This is a genomic window from Sphingomonas sp. ATCC 31555, from assembly GCF_000282895.1.
GTDB lineage: Bacteria > Pseudomonadota > Alphaproteobacteria > Sphingomonadales > Sphingomonadaceae > Sphingomonas.
Genome location: NZ_ALBQ01000032.1, coordinates 92,385 through 109,944, shown reverse-complemented (window position 1 = coordinate 109,944; position 17,560 = coordinate 92,385). Strand labels below are relative to the sequence as shown.

General features: G+C 64.2%; 10 protein-coding genes. 6 read left to right on the top strand and 4 right to left on the bottom strand.

Translation table 11 applies throughout. From position 1 onward, the window contains the following. Window positions 1-231: 231 nt before the first annotated feature. On the bottom strand, window positions 232-3,495 hold the full coding sequence (locus tag B215_RS0114120; protein WP_019370296.1) for a TonB-dependent receptor: 3,264 nt from the start codon (window positions 3,493-3,495) through the stop codon (window positions 232-234). 330 nt (window positions 3,496-3,825) lie between these two features. On the opposite strand from B215_RS0114120, the gene B215_RS0114115 reads away from it, so the two are divergent. The 5 genes from B215_RS0114115 to B215_RS0114095 are packed head-to-tail and all read left to right on the top strand — an operon-like array spanning window position 3,826 to window position 10,897. Further along, window positions 3,826-5,340, top strand: coding sequence for a tryptophan halogenase family protein (locus B215_RS0114115; protein WP_026009265.1), 1,515 nt, complete (start codon window positions 3,826-3,828; stop codon window positions 5,338-5,340). Then, window positions 5,337-6,767 carry a tryptophan 7-halogenase gene (locus B215_RS0114110; RefSeq protein WP_037513810.1) on the top strand — a complete coding sequence of 477 codons (1,431 nt, stop codon included), beginning with the start codon at window positions 5,337-5,339 and terminating at the stop codon, window positions 6,765-6,767. Before B215_RS0114115 ends, B215_RS0114110 begins: the two co-directional genes overlap by 4 nt. Beyond that, window positions 6,754-8,346, top strand: coding sequence for a tryptophan halogenase family protein (locus B215_RS0114105; protein ID WP_019370293.1), 1,593 nt, complete (start codon window positions 6,754-6,756; stop codon window positions 8,344-8,346). Before B215_RS0114110 ends, B215_RS0114105 begins: the two co-directional genes overlap by 14 nt. Beyond that, window positions 8,343-9,875 carry a tryptophan halogenase family protein gene (locus tag B215_RS0114100; RefSeq protein WP_019370292.1) on the top strand — a complete coding sequence of 511 codons (1,533 nt, stop codon included), beginning with the start codon at window positions 8,343-8,345 and terminating at the stop codon, window positions 9,873-9,875. Before B215_RS0114105 ends, B215_RS0114100 begins: the two co-directional genes overlap by 4 nt. Further along, window positions 9,872-10,897, top strand: coding sequence for a cupin-like domain-containing protein (locus B215_RS0114095; RefSeq protein ID WP_152997859.1), 1,026 nt, complete (start codon window positions 9,872-9,874; stop codon window positions 10,895-10,897). The genes B215_RS0114100 and B215_RS0114095 overlap by 4 nt, the downstream gene beginning before the upstream one ends. Here the strand turns inward: B215_RS0114095 and B215_RS0114090 are convergent. The 3 genes from B215_RS0114090 to B215_RS0114080 all read right to left on the bottom strand — a co-directional run bounded on the left by B215_RS0114090 (window position 10,894) and on the right by B215_RS0114080 (window position 14,404). After that, window positions 10,894-11,793 carry an NmrA family NAD(P)-binding protein gene (locus B215_RS0114090; protein WP_082664479.1) on the bottom strand — a complete coding sequence of 300 codons (900 nt, stop codon included), beginning with the start codon at window positions 11,791-11,793 and terminating at the stop codon, window positions 10,894-10,896. The two genes, B215_RS0114095 and B215_RS0114090, sit on opposite strands and share 4 nt — an antisense overlap. 89 nt (window positions 11,794-11,882) lie before the next feature. Further along, window positions 11,883-13,373, bottom strand: coding sequence for an MFS transporter (locus B215_RS0114085; RefSeq protein WP_019370289.1), 1,491 nt, complete (start codon window positions 13,371-13,373; stop codon window positions 11,883-11,885). A 2-nt stretch (window positions 13,374-13,375) separates the two neighbouring features. Next, a complete protein-coding gene (locus B215_RS0114080; protein ID WP_019370288.1) occupies window positions 13,376-14,404 on the bottom strand; it encodes a LacI family DNA-binding transcriptional regulator in 1,029 nt (342 codons plus the stop codon). 261 nt (window positions 14,405-14,665) lie between these two features. Between B215_RS0114080 and B215_RS0114075 the strand changes: the two genes are divergently transcribed. Beyond that, window positions 14,666-17,503 (top strand): TonB-dependent receptor, encoded by a 2,838-nt coding sequence (locus tag B215_RS0114075; protein WP_019370287.1) that lies wholly within the window; start codon window positions 14,666-14,668, stop codon window positions 17,501-17,503. Window positions 17,504-17,560: the final 57 nt, after the last annotated feature.

Below are 17,560 nucleotides of genomic sequence, written 5' to 3'. Positions count from 1 at the left end.
CTTGGGAATCCCTCACCGATTCAGTGCGGTCGAAATCCGCTCTATTATCGACGCAAGGCGCAGTGGCGGGAACCACACGCGTGCGAGGTTATCGTTCCCGGCACACGCCGGATCCCGGTCGTCTTTCGTTGCGCCTTGCGCCGACAAGACACCTTCCGTCCGGCATAAAAAAGGGGCTCCGGCGAGTACTCGCCGGAGCCCGTGCAGATTTACCTTCCAAGCAATCCGCGCTCAGAAATTTCCGCGCAGGATGATCGAGTACCGGCGATCGTTCATGAAGTATGACCGCGGTGCGAGATCCTTCGGGTCGCCAGTGTATGCCTGGGTTGTCCGCGTCACGGTGTTCGTCAGGTTCACGCCCTGGACACCCACCTTGATGTCCTTCGTGACGTTCACGAACAGCGACGCGTCCAGCATCCCGACCGGTTCGTTGAAGATCGAGAAATACGGGAAGATCACGTCCGAAGCGGTGAGCAGGAAGCGCGAGCGCCAGTTGTACGCCGCACGCACCGAGATGCCCGATCGTTCGTAGAACACCGCAGCGTTCACATTGTGCTTCGAGAGCTGTTCCAGCGGCAGATTGCCCGATGGGGTGATCGTCGAGACGTTCGACGGCGAGCCGCCGTTCAGGAAGCTGTTGGGCAGGCCCGAACTGTCGATGTACGTGTAGTTCGCCGACACACCCAATCCACCCAGCACGCCGGGCAGGAAATCATAGGTCTGCTGGTAGGCGACTTCGAAGCCCTTGATCTTGCCCGTGCCCTCGTAGTTCGCCGGACCGCGGACGAAGACGTTCTTCGTCACGCCGTTGCTGGTGAGCGTGCGATTGGTGACTTCCTGATAGAAGAACCCGTCAATGGCCTTGTAGAAGCCGTTGAGCGTCAGCGAGCCGACCCGCGCGAAATACCATTCGAGGCTGGCGTCGAACTGCCACGCCGTCGCCGGTCGCAGGAACGGATTGCCGGTGGTTGCCGTGAGTTCACCGCTAGTGCCCAGACCAACAGTGAGGAAGTTGCGGATGTTCGCATTGTCCGGGCGCGTCAGCACCTTCGACCCTGCGAGGCGCAGCAACAGTGCATCCGACAGGCCGAACTTGAGGTTTAGGCTCGGCAGGAAGTAGCTATAGCTGGTCTTCGCCGCGTTATAGGTGTCGAAGCCCGCTCCAGCGAAGCGCTGCAGTTCGGCATAGCCCGATGGGCCGAGGGTACAGACGCCACCCGGCCGCTGCGGCGGCGTGCCCGGGGGCGCGTTCGGCGGAACCGTCGCTTCGCAGCGCTCGTCAAAGGTCTCAGCGATGTTCAGTTCAGCCTGGCTGGGGACACCGATCCTGCCTTCCGAGCGGATATTGGTGCGCACCCAGCGCAAGCCGATATTGCCCGAGAAGCGGATACGGCCGAACAGCGTGTCCGAGCCAAAGCTGGCCATGCCGTATGCCGCGCTATCCAGCTGCGTGACCGGCTGAATCTCAGACGGCAGGTACGCCGTTCCCGCCACGGCGCGAGCACGGCCGGCGAGTGGCAGCCAGCTCGGCGAGGCGCCCAGTCCGGTAGCGATGGCTTGGATGGACTGGAAGTCTTTCACCGCGCCGGCATAATTCCCGATCATGTCGCCGGCATAATAGAAGGCGCCGGGCGGAGCCGTGGTCTGGCCACGGAAGAAGTTCGGGAAGTTGTAGCGGGTCGACATGCTCGCAGGCGTGTCCGAGAAATTGACCGGACGCGAACCAGACCACGTCTCGCTGAGCATACCCCAGTTGTACGTCGAGAAACGCACCGTCTGGTTCCGATCCTGATAGCGAGCACCAAACTTTACGCGACGAAGGAAAGAATCCTCGTCGAACTTGTATTCGACGTCGCCCTGGAAGGCATATTGAGTGCCGGAGCTGTCTTCCAGATGGTCCATGGCTGCACGCCAGAACTGGAACCGAGGATCCGTGAAGTACTGTGCCTCGGTCGCGTTCGCCAGAGCAGCACCCGGCGTCGACCAGTTGTAACCAAGATATTGCGGCTTGTGCGGCGTCACCTTCGGGATCGCGCCCGTGATGTCGAGTTCCTGGTCGGCGAAGCTCGACCCGAATACTGAAAAATCAAGATGCTCGCGCCGCGACTTGGCGACCTGCCCATCGAGCATGAGCGTCAGGCGGTCGGTCAGTTCCGTCCGCAACCGCAGGCTCCAATCCTGGTTGGTCGTTTCTTCGCGCGACTGGCGACGGGCCAACGACTGCTGCAGACCGCCGATCGGAACATAGGGCGACGTCGCCGGATCGCCGCGCCATGCATTGCTGGTGTTGACGATATAGCCCGACTGGAACAGCCCATTGCTGTCATATGCGAAATCGCGGAACTGGCCTACCGGGCACTGGGCGCGCGATGTGGCGGCACCTTCGCTGCCATCGGCAGGGCGCGTCAACGGGCCGTCCGAGTTCTGGAGACAGCCCAGCGGATAGGTGGTGTACTCGGCAAGGTCAGGCGCGGTTTCGAACGTGTACTCGCTCCACTGTTGCGTGGTGTGCGACCGGACATATTCGGCCGTAAGCAAAGTCCGCCGATCAATCGATTCGAACTGGGCAGACAACGACATGCCGTCACGCTTGCGGTTGAATTCCTGCGTACGGAACTGGCCGCCCGATGGCGCAACGCGCAGAGCCGCATAGTCGGCGAACCCGTCCGCACCCGGGCCGCTGGCCGTGCCGCAAGCCGCGCCTGCCGCGGGCAGCGTGGTGGTGTCGGTCGTGCCGGGAAGCGGGTTGCGGCACACCAACGTACCATCGGTGTTCGCCGCGTTGACGAGCGTGTTGTCGCGCGTCTGATAGTTCGCGACCTGAATGCCGTCCGACCGGCTCTTGATCTGCGAGAAGGCACCGCTGGCGAGCACGCCGAAGCGGCCGATGCCCGTATCCCAGGTATTCGAGATCAGACCCGAGATCGTCGGCGTCCACTTCTTGCGCATGTCGCCATAATTGGCTTCCAGGCTGAGCGCCGCGTGCAGACCGGCCCGGTCGAAAGGCTTGCGTGTGTTGAGGTTAACCGTACCCGCAAGGCCGCCCTCGATCATGTCGGCGGTGGTGTTCTTCGCAACGATGACCGAGCCGAGCAGTTCGGCCGGCACGTCGGCGAAGTTCAGCGCCTGCCCCCCCACGCCGGCCGCGAACGCCGTGCGGCCGTTGAATTCAGACCGAACGAAAGTAAGGCCGCGCACCGCGACGCCTGACCCTTCGACCGAGAAGTGATCCGGATCGTTCGAACCGGCGAACCGGTTGATCGACACGCCCGGCACGCGCTGAAGCGCTTCGGTGACCGAACGATCGGGCAGTGCGCCTATGTCTTGCGAGGTGATGGCATCCACCACCGTATCGGAATTGCGCTTGATCGACTGTGCCGTGGCAAGGCTGGCGCGGATGCCGGTGACGACGATTTCGTCCGCAGGGGTTTGCGCCTGATCGGAGGGGACCTGCTGATCGACAGGCGTGGTTTGCGCATGGGCGGATCCCATCATGCCCGCAACGCAAATCGCGGTGGCTGACGCGCCACGCAGGAAAGCAGCTAACTTCGATATGTCACGGATGCGCGAATGCGACGGGTATCGCATGTATCCCCTCCTCGTTATGTGACTCTCCGGTCACGACAATGTTGTCAGAAATAGACCAGATTGACATATGCTTTGCAATGGGACCGCTAACATTGTCTGGTACGTTTCCGCAAAGAGTGTTGCACCGATGCAACTTTGTTGCAGCGCAGCAAGAAACCTGCCGGACTCAAGGGGTTTGACAGCGCGGCGCAAATTGCTGGAAACGGAGCGGAGACAGGCGCGAGGGAGAGGTCGCCGATGGGCGGGGCGAAGCCGATACGGGTCGTGATCGTAGGAGGGGGAACGTCAGGCTGGATGACCGCCGCGGCGCTCGCGCGCCTTTTGCCCAAACGCGTATCGCTGCACCTGATCGAATCGGAAACGATCGGCGTCATCGGGGTTGGCGAGGCCACCTTGCCGCACATTCGCGGCTTCGTGGAAAAGCTGGGCATCCGCGAGGCGGACTTCATGGCTTGGACGCGCGGTACGTTCAAATTGGGTATCGAATTCCGTAACTGGGGGAGGATCGGCGATAGCTATGTCCACCCGTTCGGCACGTTCGGCCGGGGCAAAGGCGAAGTCGATTTCCATCATTATTGGACGCGGTTGCGGCTCGCGGGAGCAGAACTGCCACCCTTCGAGGTGTTTTCCTACGCCTGCATGCTTGCGAGGGCCAATCGGTTTGACCTGCCGAGCGAGGATCCGGACCGGCTGACCTCCACCTACGGTTATGCCTATCAGTTCGACGCGCTGCTATTTGCCCCCTATCTTCGCGCAATCGCCGAGGGGCTCGGCGCGCGCCGCACCGAAGGCAAGGTGGTGGAAGTGGTGCGCGACGGCGAGCGCGGCACGATTACAGCGGTGCGGCTGGACAATGGGGAGCGGATCGAAGGCGACCTATTCGTTGACTGCTCCGGCTTCCGGTCGTTGCTGCTCGGCGAGGCATTGGCGGAGCCGTTCGAGGACTGGAACCACTGGCTACCGGCGGATCGGGCCGTGGCGATGCCGTGCCGAACCACCACATCCGTCACGCCTTATACCAGTGCGATCGCAATGCCCGCGGGGTGGCGCTGGCGCATCCCGCTGCAACATCGCACCGGCAACGGCTATGTCTATGCCAGCGCCTTTACCTCAGACGACGAGGCAGCGCGCGCGCTTACCGGCGCTGTGGAAGGTGCGCCGCTCGCCGATCCGCGCATCCTGCGTTTCCGCGCCGGGCGCCGGCGGCGCAGCTGGGTGAAGAATTGCGTGGCAATCGGACTGGCCAGCGGATTTTTGGAGCCGCTCGAATCGACCAGCATCTACCTGGTACAGCAGGCGATCACCGCGCTGATCGAGTTGTTCCCCGACAATGCCGACAGCGACGTTGAACGCGACGAATTCAATCGGCTGATCGACCTTGAATACGATCGCATCCGCGACTTCCTGATCCTGCACTATCACGCGACCACGCGCACCGACACAGACTTCTGGAACTATGTCCGGACCATGGAGGTACCGGATAGCTTGGCGGAAAAGATCGAACTGTTCCGTCGCGCGGGCCGGGTTGTGAAGTATCGCGAAGGCGTGTTCCTGGATGCGAGCTGGGTCGCCGTCTATGTTGGCCAGGGAATCCTGCCCCAGGGCTATGACCCGCGCGCCGACGTGCCCGATGCCGACGTGCTGATGCGCGGCATGCGGGCGCTGCAGGGCGAGATTGCCGCCGCGGTGGATCGGGTGCCCGAGCATCTGCGCTATATCGACCGCTATTGCCCGATGGCGGCAGCGGCATGAGCGCGCCGCGCCGCGTGCTGGTGGTTGGCGGCGGCGTCACCGGTTGGTCGGCAGCGGCAGCGCTGAAGCGGCACGTGCCGCTGCTCGACGTTGCGATCCTCCCGCTGGATCCGCCCGCGCATGCTCTGGCGGATCGGATAGCCTGCACCCTACCTTCCATCCTTGGCTTCCACGAGGATCTGGGCATCGGCGTCGACGATGCCGTTCTGCGGACCCGTAGCTTCTATCGCCTCGGCACTCGCTTCCTGGGATGGTCAGGCCCCGACGGCGACTTCATCCATAGCTATGCCCGACATGGCGAAGCGATGGGCAGCGCACCGTTCCATCTGCTTTGGGCGCGTGCCGCGATGCGCGGCGACGTCCCGCCGTTCGAAGCCTTTTCGCCCGCAGCCGTCATGGCTCGCGCCGGCCGGATGATGCTGCCGACCGGCGACGACGTCCTCGCCGATCATGGGTTCGGACTGGCGCTGGACCTGCAGCGCTATTCGAAGATGATCGTGGCGTTTGCCCGCCATGTCGGCGTGCGGATCCATGCTGGCGGGCTGAAGGCCGTAATACCGGGAGCGGACGGCGGCATCACGGCGCTGACGCTGGACGACGGCAGCCTGCTTGCCGCCGACCTCTTCGTCGACTGCACCGGACCCGACGCATTGCTGCACGGTACGCTGGGCGCGACGCGCGAGGATTGGCGCCGCTGGCTGCCGTGCGACCGTCTGGTACTTAGCGACGCCCCGACGGCCGAGCCGGCGCCAAACGACACCATCATCGCCGAAGAAGCGGGATGGCGCTGGACGAGCCCTACGCAGACAGGCCGAGTCTTCGCCTCCTCCCACACAGAGGACGACGCGCTGGCGATCCGGTTGGAGGCCGGCGCCACGCTCGAGCCGTGGCGCGGCAATGTGATTGCCGTCGGAGACGCGGCGGTGGTTATCGAGCCGCTCGTCTGGGCTAATCTGCACCTTGCGCACAGCGCGATCGACCGGCTGATCGCGATGCTGCCGGCCGGTGCGCCGCACCCGCTGGAGACTGCCGAATACAACCGTCAGGCGCTTGCGGAGGCACGGCGGGTGCGTGATTTCGTGCTGCTGCATTACTGCACCAGCCGGCGCGACGAGCTGTTCTGGCGTGATATTGCCAGCGCAGCCCTGCCGGAATCGCTCGCGCACAGCCTGCGGCTTTTCCGCGCGCGGGGCCGTCTCCCTTTCTACGAGGAAGAGACGTTCGACCGCGACAGCTGGCTTGCCGTACTGTTCGGCCAGGGCGTGCTTCCGCGCAGCGTGGATCCGCTTGCCGATGCCGTGTCGTCGATCGAAGCCGAACGCGCCATGCAGGCGTTCCGTGCCCGCATCGATCGGGCGATCCAGCCCCTACCCACCCCCGCCGCCCTGCTGGCCGCGCAATCGAGGCACCTTCATGAACGAGCATAGTATCCGCGAGGTTGTGATCGTCGGCGGCGGCACCGCCGGCTGGATGGCCGCAGCCGCGTTCTCCCGCTTCCTCAACAACGGCTACACCCGCGTAACCGTGGTGGAATCGGAAGAGATCGGGACCGTGGGCGTTGGTGAAGCGACAATCCCGCCGATCCTTAACTTCAACGCGATGATCGGGCTAGACGAGAATACGTTCATCGCCGAGACCAAGGGCACGTTCAAGCTTGGCATTGAGTTCGTGGATTGGGGCGCGCTCGGCGACAGCTATTTCCATCCGTTTGGAAATTATGCCCAGGATCTGCAGGGCGTCCACTTTCACCAATTGTATCTGCGTGAGCGTGCGCGCAGGCCCATCGCGGACATCGCCGCCTGGTCAATGAGCGCGGTGGCGGCGTCGCTGGGGAAGTTCGGACGGCCCGCAGCAAACGCGCAGACACCCGTGCGCGAACTCTTCTATGCCTTTCATTTCGATGCTGGCCTGTACGCGCAGTTGCTGCGCCGCCTTTCGGAAGCGCGGGGCATCCATCGGATCGAAGGCAGGATCACCGATGTGACTCTGCGACCGGAGGACGGGTTCGTTCAATCCCTCACGCTGGCCGATGGGCGCAGCGTGGCGGGCGATCTGTTCATCGACTGCTCGGGTTTCCGCGGCCTGCTGATCGAGCAGGCGCTGGAGACCGGGTATGACGATTGGCGACACTGGCTGCCGTGCGATCGGGCGGTCGCGGTGCCGTGCGCCAATGTGCGTGAGCCGACGCCATTCACGCGCTCCACCGCGCGGGACGCCGGCTGGCAGTGGCGCATTCCGCTACAGCACCGTGTTGGCAACGGACTGGTCTATTCCAGCGACTTCCTCGACGACGATACTGCCGAGCAGCAACTACTCGCCTCGCTGGAGGGCGCGCCGCTGGCCGAACCACGCCGTATTAGCTTTGTCACCGGCCGGAGACGGGAGATGTGGCGGAAGAATGTAGTGGCTCTTGGCCTTTCCGGCGGTTTTATCGAACCGTTGGAATCGACCAGCATCCACTTCATCCAGAGCGGCATTGCCCGGCTGATCGCGCTGTTCCCCGACAAGCGCTTCGCCGCCATCGAGCGGGACGAATATAATCGCCAGATGCGCGAATTGTACGAGGACGTGCGAGACTTCATCGTCCTTCACTACAAAGCGACGCATCGCAACGACACGCCCTTCTGGGATCGCTGCCGGACGATGGACGTGCCCGACAGCCTCAATCGCAAGATTGAGCTGTTCCGCACCAAGGGACGGCTGTTCCGCGAAGGCATGGAGCTGTTCGCGAATCCCAGCTGGATCGCCGTCTGCCTGGGCCAGCATATCGTGCCCGAGGAACATGAGCCAGCAGCCGACGCGCTGGACGAAAATCTCGTCGCCCAGGCGCTCGAACAGATGCGCCAGGGCTATTGGGAGACCGCCCAGAAAATGCCCAGCCACGCCGAATTCCTGGCAGCTATCGCGCCCAAGCAGAGCGCCTCGCCGGCTGCGCAGGCGGAAAGCCTGCCGGTCTTTTCCTTTGCACAGGAATCGCCCTTCGCATCGCCAGGCTCGCCGGTGTGAGACAGGACCTTATCCAGCGGGTCGTTATCGTAGGCGGCGGCACCGCCGGCTGGATGGCTGCGGCGGCGCTCGGCAAACTGCTCGGACGAATGCCGGAGATGCGCATCGAGCTCGTGGAATCGGCGGAGATCGGGACGATCGGCGTCGGCGAGGCGACGATCCCCCACATTGCGCTGTTCAACACCATGTTGGGCATTGACGAAGCCGAGTTCGTCCGCGCTACCCAGGCCACCTATAAGCTGGGTATCGAATTCGTCGATTGGCGCCGAATCGGCCATCGCTATGTTCATCCCTTCGGCGTCTATGGACTCGACATGCTGGGCGTCGAGTTCCACCACTTCTGGCTGAAGGCGCGGTCTCTGGGCGCAACGGTTCCGCTGGACGCCTATTCGATCGGTGCGAGTGCCGGCATGCGGGGCCGTTTCACGCATCCGCGCCCCGAACTGCCCAACTCGCCGCTGGCGAAGCTTGGCTACGCGTTTCAGTTCGACGCTGCGCTCTACGCCACCTATCTGCGGAACCTAGCCGAAACGCTGGGCGTAATCCGGACCGAAGGCCGCATCGTCAATGTGCTGCGCGACGCCAATACCGGGCATGTGTCTGCAGTGCGGCTTGAGGACGGCACCGACATCGCAGGCGATCTATTCATCGATTGCTCGGGCTTTCGAGGACTGCTGATCGAGCAGGCGATGGGTGCGACCTTTCAGGACTGGACCGACTGGCTGCCCTGCGACCGGGCCGTCGCCGTGCCTTGCGCCCTAGGCGGCGATCGGATGCCGCTCACCCGATCAATCGCTCGGGCGGCGGGGTGGCAATGGCGGATTCCGCTGCAGCACCGCATCGGCAACGGCTATGTCTATGCCGGCGCCTTTCTTTCCGACGACGAGGCGGCGGCGACACTGCTGGCGCACCTGGACGGACCACCGCTAGCCGAACCGCGCCAGCTTGCCTTTCGCGCCGGCCATCGTGATCGCGCCTGGATCGGAAATGTCGTCGCTATCGGGCTGGCCGGCGGGTTCCTCGAACCGCTGGAATCGACCAGCATCCATCTTGTGCAATCGGGGATCGGCCGGCTGATGGCCCTGTTCCCCAGCAAGAACTTCGATGCCGCGGAGATTGACAGGTTCAATCGCGAGACAGCGCGCGAATATGCCGACATTCGCGATTTTCTGATCCTGCACTACAAGGCCACCGAACGCGACGACAGCGCCTTCTGGCGCCGCTGCCGCGACCTGACGCCACCCGACGGCTTGCGCGAGAAGATCGCCATGTTCCGCGCGAACGGCCGCATCTTCCGGGATCAGCACGAGCTATTCCCCGAGGCGAGTTGGCTGGCCGTGATGAACGGCCAGGGCATCGAACCCCAAGGCTATCATCCCATCGCCGATCTGCTATCGGACGAGGAGACACTCAAGCGTCTGAACCATATCGCGCAAGTGATTGACGAGACAGCGAACACCATGCCTTTACAGGATGCCTATCTGCGCGAGCTCGGCTGCCAGCCCGCCCCCCTGCGGCGGGTCTCGTGACCCTCCTGCCTGCGCCGCAGCCGATGCGGGAAATGGGACCGATCGACCGCGCGCGTTTCGACGCCGAGATACGGCCCGCTGGGCAGCCGATTGTATTTCGCGGACTTGCCGCGCATTGGCCGGCGGTGGAAGCCGGGCGGGCGGGGCCCGCGGCGCTGGTACGCTATTGCAAGCAAAAGGCGCATGATCGCCCGGTCAATGCGATCGTCGGGGAGCCGGCGATCGAAGGGCGCTTCTTCTACGACGCAGCGATGACCGGCATGAACTTCGTACGGGGCGTGTCGCCGCTGGCGCCGTTCCTCGATCGGCTCCTGCGCGAAGTTGATCGGCCAACGGGCTATGCCATGGCCATTCAATCGATCCCCGCCCCGCAACTGCTGCCGGGTTTTGAGGAAGAGAACAGGATCGACCTGCTCGATGCTGCCGCCCTACCTCGCTTATGGTTGGGCAACGCTGCTCGAGTGGCCGCCCATTACGATCTGATGGAAAACATCGGCATCGTCGTCGCCGGCCGGCGGCGGTTCACGCTGTTCCCGCCAGACCAGGTGAGCAACCTGTATATGGGGCCGCTGGAGATCACGCCGGCGGGGACGCCGATTAGCCTCGTCGATCTCGCGGCGCCGGACCTGGAGCGTTTCCCGCGCTTCGCGGAGGCCGCACGTCATGCCCAGGTGGCGGAACTGGCGCCCGGTGATGCAATCTACATTCCTTTCCACTGGTGGCACGCGGTGGACTCGCTGGAATCTGTCAATCTCTTCGCCAACTACTGGTGGGTGTCCGCTCCCGAGGCGATGCTTAGTCCGCACGATGCGCTGCTCCACGCGCTGTTTTCGATCCGGCTGCTGCCGGGAGACCAGCGCATGGCGTGGCGCGCCATGTTCGACCATTTGGTATTCCAACTGAACGGGGATCCCGCCGACCGTATCGCTCCCGCCGCCCGCGGTGCGCTGGGCGCACCGACAGCGGATCAGGTGGCGCAGGCGCGAGACGACCTCCTTCACAAGCTGGCGGCCCGACGCTAACGCTTACCTACCCATCTAGCGTCCTCGCGCAGCACATCTTCTACGCGGGTCCAGCGGAGACCGGAATAGCGATCATTGTCGAATGGCGTGTCCAGCATGCCCTCGCCTGCAAACAGATTCCGCATATATTGCATGCCCTGCCAAGCAGGATAGAGATCTCCGGGTTTGCCGGGCGCAACCCGCTTGGCGAGGCCGATCATCAGCCCCAGCATCCCGATCGTTCCGGCGGGCAGAACCCGATAGGGCTGCTGGCGGACAGTTCCGGCGATTTGGGCAAGGTCGCGCGCAGTGACGCGATCACCGCAGATGTTGAGCAAGCGCGGGCTATCGTTATCCATGGCGGCGCGCGCCGTAAAGGCCGCCGTATCCGCGATGGTAGTGAAGTCCATCGGCTGATCGGCGCTGCCCCAGTAGAGCACGCTGCGGAGACGATGCTGGATCACCGGCATCACGCCGGTCAGCATATCCATGAAGGCGCCGTTCAGGATCGACGTCAGCCGAATGTCAGCTTGCTCGGCGCGGCGGCGAAAGCGTTCGCGCAGGTCGAGATTACGGTTGGTCCCCGGCGGAATCTTGCGGAAGTCAATGGCGAAGTCCGAAGGGATGAGCCGCGGCACGCCCGCCTGTACTGCAGCATCGAGCAGTTGGCCTTGCACGCCGAGAACCACCGGCTCGAGCCCGCTTAGCGCCGATACGACACAGCTGGCGCCTTCCATCGCAGCGGCGGTCGCCCTGACATCGTCGAAATCGACTGTGCGGATCTCTCCCTGGATTGCGGCCATCCGTTCTGGCGAAGTACCGGCCCGCACAAGGGAGCACACCGGCGCGCCCAGACCAGCAAGTTCGCGAACGATCCTGCCCCCAAGGTCCCCGGTTGCGCCCGCGACGATGATCATCCCTGCTCTCCCTGTGAGGTCGCTCGATCCGCTATTCCACAACGGATGCGGAACGATAGCGTGGGTTCGGCGACCGGCCTAGCCTTGCTTCAATCCCGCGACAGTGCCGCCACCCGCAGCATCGCCGCTGCCGCAAGCAGCAGCGTGCCCGCAGCGAAAGCCATCGTCCAGATGGGTTCTTGGGGGAAGAGGCGCTTCATGATTGATCCCATTACCGTTGCCACCAACAGCTGCGGCAAAACGACAAAAATGTTGAACAATCCCATGTAGATACCGAGCTTCGCCTGCGGCAGGCTGGAAGCGAGGATGGCGTACGGCATGGCGAGAATCGACGCCCAGGCGATGCCGATGCCGATTTCGCTGGCGATCAACCACACCGGATCGCGCACGAGGAAGAAGCTGGCGAAGCCCGCCGCGCCGCATACCAGGCCGACCAGGTGCGTCCGCGCCTTGCCGATGCGCGCGGAGAGCAGCGGCAACAGCGTGAGCGCGGCCACCGCCGCAACGCCGTTATAGGTAGCGAACAGCACGTCGACCCAGTTGGCGCCCTGCTGATAGCCGGTGCTTGTCGGATCGGGCGCGCCATAGAAGGTGCCGGCGACGATCGGCGTCGTGTTGATCCACATGATGAACAGCGCGGACCAGCTGAAGAACTGCGCCACCGCCAGCCGCTTCATCAGCACCGGCATGCCGGCGAAATCGCCGACGATATGGCCGAGCATGCTCGCCCTGTCCGTCCGCGCACGGAGGATCGCCACCGCCTGCGCGACGCCATAGGCGATCAGCAGACCGCCGAGCAGATAGACTTCCTTCTCCAGTGCGAACCGGGCGACCGCGAGGACCACCAGCGCGCCGCCCAGAACCCAGGGCATCCCCGCCGCCGGATGGCGCGCCGCAAGCAGCCGCATCGCGGCCCCCGCTTCCACCGCCGACGCATCGTCGAACGCAGCCATTTCGGCCGGGCTGTATTCGCGCGTCGTCAGCACCGTCCACAAGACAGCACAAAACAGCGCCGCTCCACCGAACCAGAAGGCGAACTTCACCGTATCCGGCAGGCCGTTCGCAACCGCCGCATTGGAGACGCCGAACTTTTCGAGCGCCCAGGGAAAGATCGATCCCAGCACCGCGCCCATGCCGATAAAGGCAGTCTGCACCGCATAGCCAGCGCTGTGCTGGTCCTTGCGCAGCATGTCACCCACGAACGCGCGGAACGGCTCCATCGAGATGTTGAGCGAGGCATCGAGCACCCAGAGCAGGCCCGCAGCGAACCACAAAGCCGGGCTTTCCGGCATCAGCAGCAGCGCCAGCGCCGCGAGTATGGCCCCGCCGAGGAAATAGGGCCGCCGCCGCCCCAGACGGCCGAGCCAGGTGCGGTCGCTGAGATGGCCGATGACCGGCTGCACCAACAGGCCGGTGAGCGGCGCCGCCACCCAGAGCGCGGGCAGATCGTCCAGATCCGTGCCGAGCGACTGGAAGATTCGACTCATGTTGGCGTTCTGCAGCGCGAACCCGATCTGGATGCCGAAAAAGCCGAAGCTGATGTTCCAAAGCCCAGCAAAGGACTGACGCGGCTTCTCCACCCTCACGCTCCGCACGATTTGCGAACGATCAACTTGGTGGGCAGCAGCGCCGGACCGACCGGCGTGTCGCGGATGCGGCCGATCAGGGTTTCCACCAGGCGACGACCGGCCAGCCGCGCATCCTGCATCACGGTGGTGAGCGGCGGACTTGCCGAACTGGCGGCGGGAATATCGTCGAAACCGATCACCGAAACATCCTCTGGAATGCGCTTGCCCGCGGCCTGAAGCGCCCGCATCGCGCCGATCGCGATCAGGTCGCTCGCCGCAAGCACCGCGTCGAATTGCGCGCCGCTGTCGAGCAGCGCCTGGGCAGCGGCCGCCCCCGATTCCTCGGTGGTGATCGCATCGATCTGCAGATCGGGCGCAACCGCGATACCCGCGGCGGCCAGCGCCTCCGCATGGCCGCGATAGCGCTCGTGAAACTCCGGATAATGGCTGGAGGCCGTACCCAAAAATCCAATTTGTCGCCGGCCCAGCGCCAGCAGGTGCCGCGTCGCCTCCGCACCGCCGCCACGATTGTCGCAACCGACGGTGAGCCCCGCATCTTCGGAGAGCACCGAACCCCAGCGCACGAAATGCGTGCCGGCATCCCGTAGGGCAGCGAGCCGCGTGCGGTACAGTTCGAAATCGCCATAGCCGAGCAGGATCAGCCCATCGGCCTTGCGAGCATCCTCATAATCGGTGTGCCAGTCACTGGAGAGCTGCTGAAAGCTAATCAGCAGATCATGATTATGTTCGGCACAAGCGCGAATGATAGAACCCAGCATCGAGTGAAAAAACGGATTTATCAGCGAATCATCCGACGTCGGATCTTCGAAGAACAGCAGCGCCAGCGTCTGCGAATGGCGGGTACGGAGATTGGAGGCCGCCTTGTCGACACGGTAGTTCAACTGCTTCGCTATGGACTCAATGCGCAGACGCGTCGCGGGGTTGACCCCCGCCTCGCCGCGCAGCGCCCGCGAGACGGTCGGCTGCGAAACGCCGGCGAGCTGGGCAATGTCGAACGAAGTAGGCTTGCGCTGCATGCCCATCATGAACCCTCCCCGCGTGCGGCCGTATCCCCGCATCGCATATTATGCATGGGCGCATCGGCAAGGCCGCGTCAATCGCGGCAGTGGCGGAAAACCGGCCTCCCCGGCCCAGTTCGCGGTTGAATACGTATGTGAGCGGCTGGCCTCCATACCCTGTTTTGCAAGAAGAGGTGCAGCACTGCGCAGATCCGGCGCATCCCGCATGGGGCGGGCACCATCCGGCCATCAAGAGCCCGGAGCAGAGACGAATTGGGGAGAGACATGTTGCTTCGCACCTTCCGCGGCCCGCGTGCCGCCCGCATCGCGCTTGGCGCCAGCGCCGCCGCGATCGCCTTCAGCTTCACCACCGCCGCCGCCCTAGCGCAGGACGCCGCGACCCCGCCGGCCGACATGCCGGCAAGCGACACGCAGGATAGCGCCACCGGCGGCGAGATCGTCGTCACCGGCTTCCGCGCGGCGCTCGCATCCTCGGCGAACATCAAGCGCAACAACACGATGATCGTCGATTCGGTATCGTCCGAGGACATTGGCAAGCTGCCCGACGTGTCGATCGCAGACTCGCTCGCCCGCATCCCGGGCGTCACCGCGCAGCGGCTGGAAGGCCGCGACCAGCGCCTGTCGATCCGCGGCCTGGGGCCCGATTTCTCCACCACGCTGCTGAACGGCCGCGAGCAGGTGACGGTGGGCGACAATCGCGGCGTCGAATATGATCAGTATCCGTCGGAATTCTTCCGCAACGTCAACGTCTACAAGTCGGCCGATGCGTCGCTGATCGCCGCAGGCATCGCCGGCACGGTCGATTTGCGCATGCTTCGTCCGCTCGATCAATCGAAGCGCACCTTCGTCGTCGCGGCGCGTGGCCAGCTGAACGAGCAGAAGGCGCTCAACCCCGACGGCACCCGCTATGGCTATCGTGCGTCGGCGACGTTCGTCGACAAGTTCGCCGGCGACACGCTGGGTATCGCGATCGGCCTTTCGGCGCAGAACACGCCGACCCAGATCGAGCGCTATGCCGCCTGGGGCTTCCCGAACGAGACCGCCGCCGGCGGCAATCTCTTCCTCGGCGGCGCGAAGCCCTATGTGCAGTCCAACCTGCTCAAGCGCTATGGCGGCGTCGCCACGGTGGAATGGGAACCGAGCGATAACTTCCATTCGACCTTCGACGCGCTTTATTCGCACTTCCAGGAAACCCAGCGCCTGCGCGGCATCGAATTCCCGATTGCACCGCAATGGGGATCGAACGCCGTGATTCAGCCCGGTTACACGGTGCAGAACGGCCTGGTCACCAGCGCCACGCTGAGCAACGTCGTCGCCGTCCAGCGTAACGACTTCAACGATCGCAAGGCCGAAAACCTGTCGCTGGGCTGGAACAACGATTTCAAGCTGAGCGACAGCGTTCACTTTGTCGTCGACGCCAGCTGGAGCCGCGCCACCCGCACCGACTTCCTGCTCGAAACCTATTCGGGCACGGGCTACAACTCCACCGGCGCCAAGGACACGATCCGGATCAACCAGAACGCGAACGGCACCTACAGCATCGTGCCGACGCTGGATTACACCAACACGAGCGTGATCCGGCTGACCGATCCGCGCGGCTGGGGGTTCAACGGCACCCAGTCCGTCGTCCAGGCCGGCTTCCTCAACCGGCCGGACTTCGAGGACGACCTGAAATCGCTGCGCGCCAGCTTCAACGGCGAGTTCAGCGGCAGCGTGGTGAAGGGCTGGGAAGTCGGCGCGAACTTCAGCCGCCGCGAGAAGCAGAGCCGCTACACATCGTTCTTCCTGTGCCCGCCGGGTGCCGGCACCAACTGCACGATCGCCAGCGGCACGCCGACCAGCTTCGCGGTGCCTGCGGACGCGGTGCTAAGCGAGCCGGTGGCGCTGGCCTATCTGGGCGTGCCGAAGATGCTGACCTATGATCCGCTGAAGGTGTACAGCCAGCTGCGTTCGGTGTTCGACAATCGCCCGGACTCGCTGGTGCGCGACAACGTCGTGACCGAGAAGGTCTATACCGGCTATGCCAAGCTGGTGATCGACGGCCTTGTCGGCGGCAAGGCACTGAAGGGCACGCTTGGCCTGCAGGTGGTGCATACCGACCAAGGCTCCTCTGGCGCGATCGCCGCGCTGCAGAACGGCGTCGTCACCACGTCACCGGTCGCAGACAGCACCAAATACACCAACTTCCTGCCCTCGGCGACGTTCAGCCTGGAACTGATGGACGCCTTCTACGTCAAGCTGGGTGCGGCGCAGACGATGGTCCGCCCCCGCCTGGACCAGGAACGCATCACCCAGGCGGTGAGCATCGATCTTTCCAAGGTGGGCCTGGGCAGCTTGCCGCAGAACAGCCCGTTCAGCTCAAACGGCGGCAATTTCCGCCTTCGCCCCTATCAATCGACCAACATCGACATCTCGGTAGAGAAGTATCTGCGCGGTGGCGGCTATCTGGCGCTGACCGGCTTCTACAAGCACCTCACCGACTTCGTCGATCCGAACAACAGCACGCTGTACGACTTCTCGGCGCTGCTGTCGGCGCTGCCCCCGGCGGCGGCGGCGATCGTACGGGCGCAGAACGCGCAGTTCGGCCTAGTGACCACGCCGGACAATACCGGCCGAGGCGACATTCTGGGCGTGGAAGCCACCGCATCGCTGCCGTTCAGCACCTTTACCAGCGCGCTGGACGGGTTCGGCGTGTTCGCCAGCGGCAGCTATGTCGACAGCCGCGTGACCTATGGCAGCAACCCCACCCAGCCGGTGACGCTGCCCGGCCAATCGAAGTGGATCGCCACCGGCACTGCCTATTACGAGAAGAACGGCTTCCAGGCGCGCGCCACCTATCGCTGGCGCGACAGCTTCCTGGCGGAGCTGGCCGGCCTTTCGGCCAACCCGGAATTCCGCACCGGCAAGGCGGAAGGGGTGCTGGATGCCCAGATCGGCTATGAATTCCAGGCCGGTCCGCTGAAGGGCCTCGCGATCCTGGCGCAGGCAAAGAACCTGACCGACCAGCCGTTCGTCACCACCGAGGCCGGCGACCAGCGCCTGGTCCGCGAATATCAGCGCTACGGCCGGGACTATTATCTCGGCATCACGTACAAGTTCTGACGGTTGGCCGCCCGGTTCCCCCGCAGGGAGCCGGGCGCCACCTGCCGGCACCGGAAG

What these genes read in the sequence shown, in the direction of transcription:
- B215_RS0114075 (WP_019370287.1), top strand. Translation starts at nt 14,666, where the DNA reads ATGTTGCTTCGCACCTTCCGCGGCCCGCGTGCCGCCCGCATCGCGCTT.
- B215_RS0114105 (WP_019370293.1), top strand. Translation starts at nt 6,754, where the DNA reads ATGAACGAGCATAGTATCCGCGAGGTTGTGATCGTCGGCGGCGGCACC.
- B215_RS0114115 (WP_026009265.1), top strand. Translation starts at nt 3,826, where the DNA reads ATGGGCGGGGCGAAGCCGATACGGGTCGTGATCGTAGGAGGGGGAACG.
- B215_RS0114090 (WP_082664479.1), bottom strand. Translation starts at nt 11,793, where the DNA reads ATGATCATCGTCGCGGGCGCAACCGGGGACCTTGGGGGCAGGATCGTT.
- B215_RS0114080 (WP_019370288.1), bottom strand. Translation starts at nt 14,404, where the DNA reads ATGGGCATGCAGCGCAAGCCTACTTCGTTCGACATTGCCCAGCTCGCC.
- B215_RS0114120 (WP_019370296.1), bottom strand. Translation starts at nt 3,495, where the DNA reads ATGATGGGATCCGCCCATGCGCAAACCACGCCTGTCGATCAGCAGGTC.
- B215_RS0114110 (WP_037513810.1), top strand. Translation starts at nt 5,337, where the DNA reads ATGAGCGCGCCGCGCCGCGTGCTGGTGGTTGGCGGCGGCGTCACCGGT.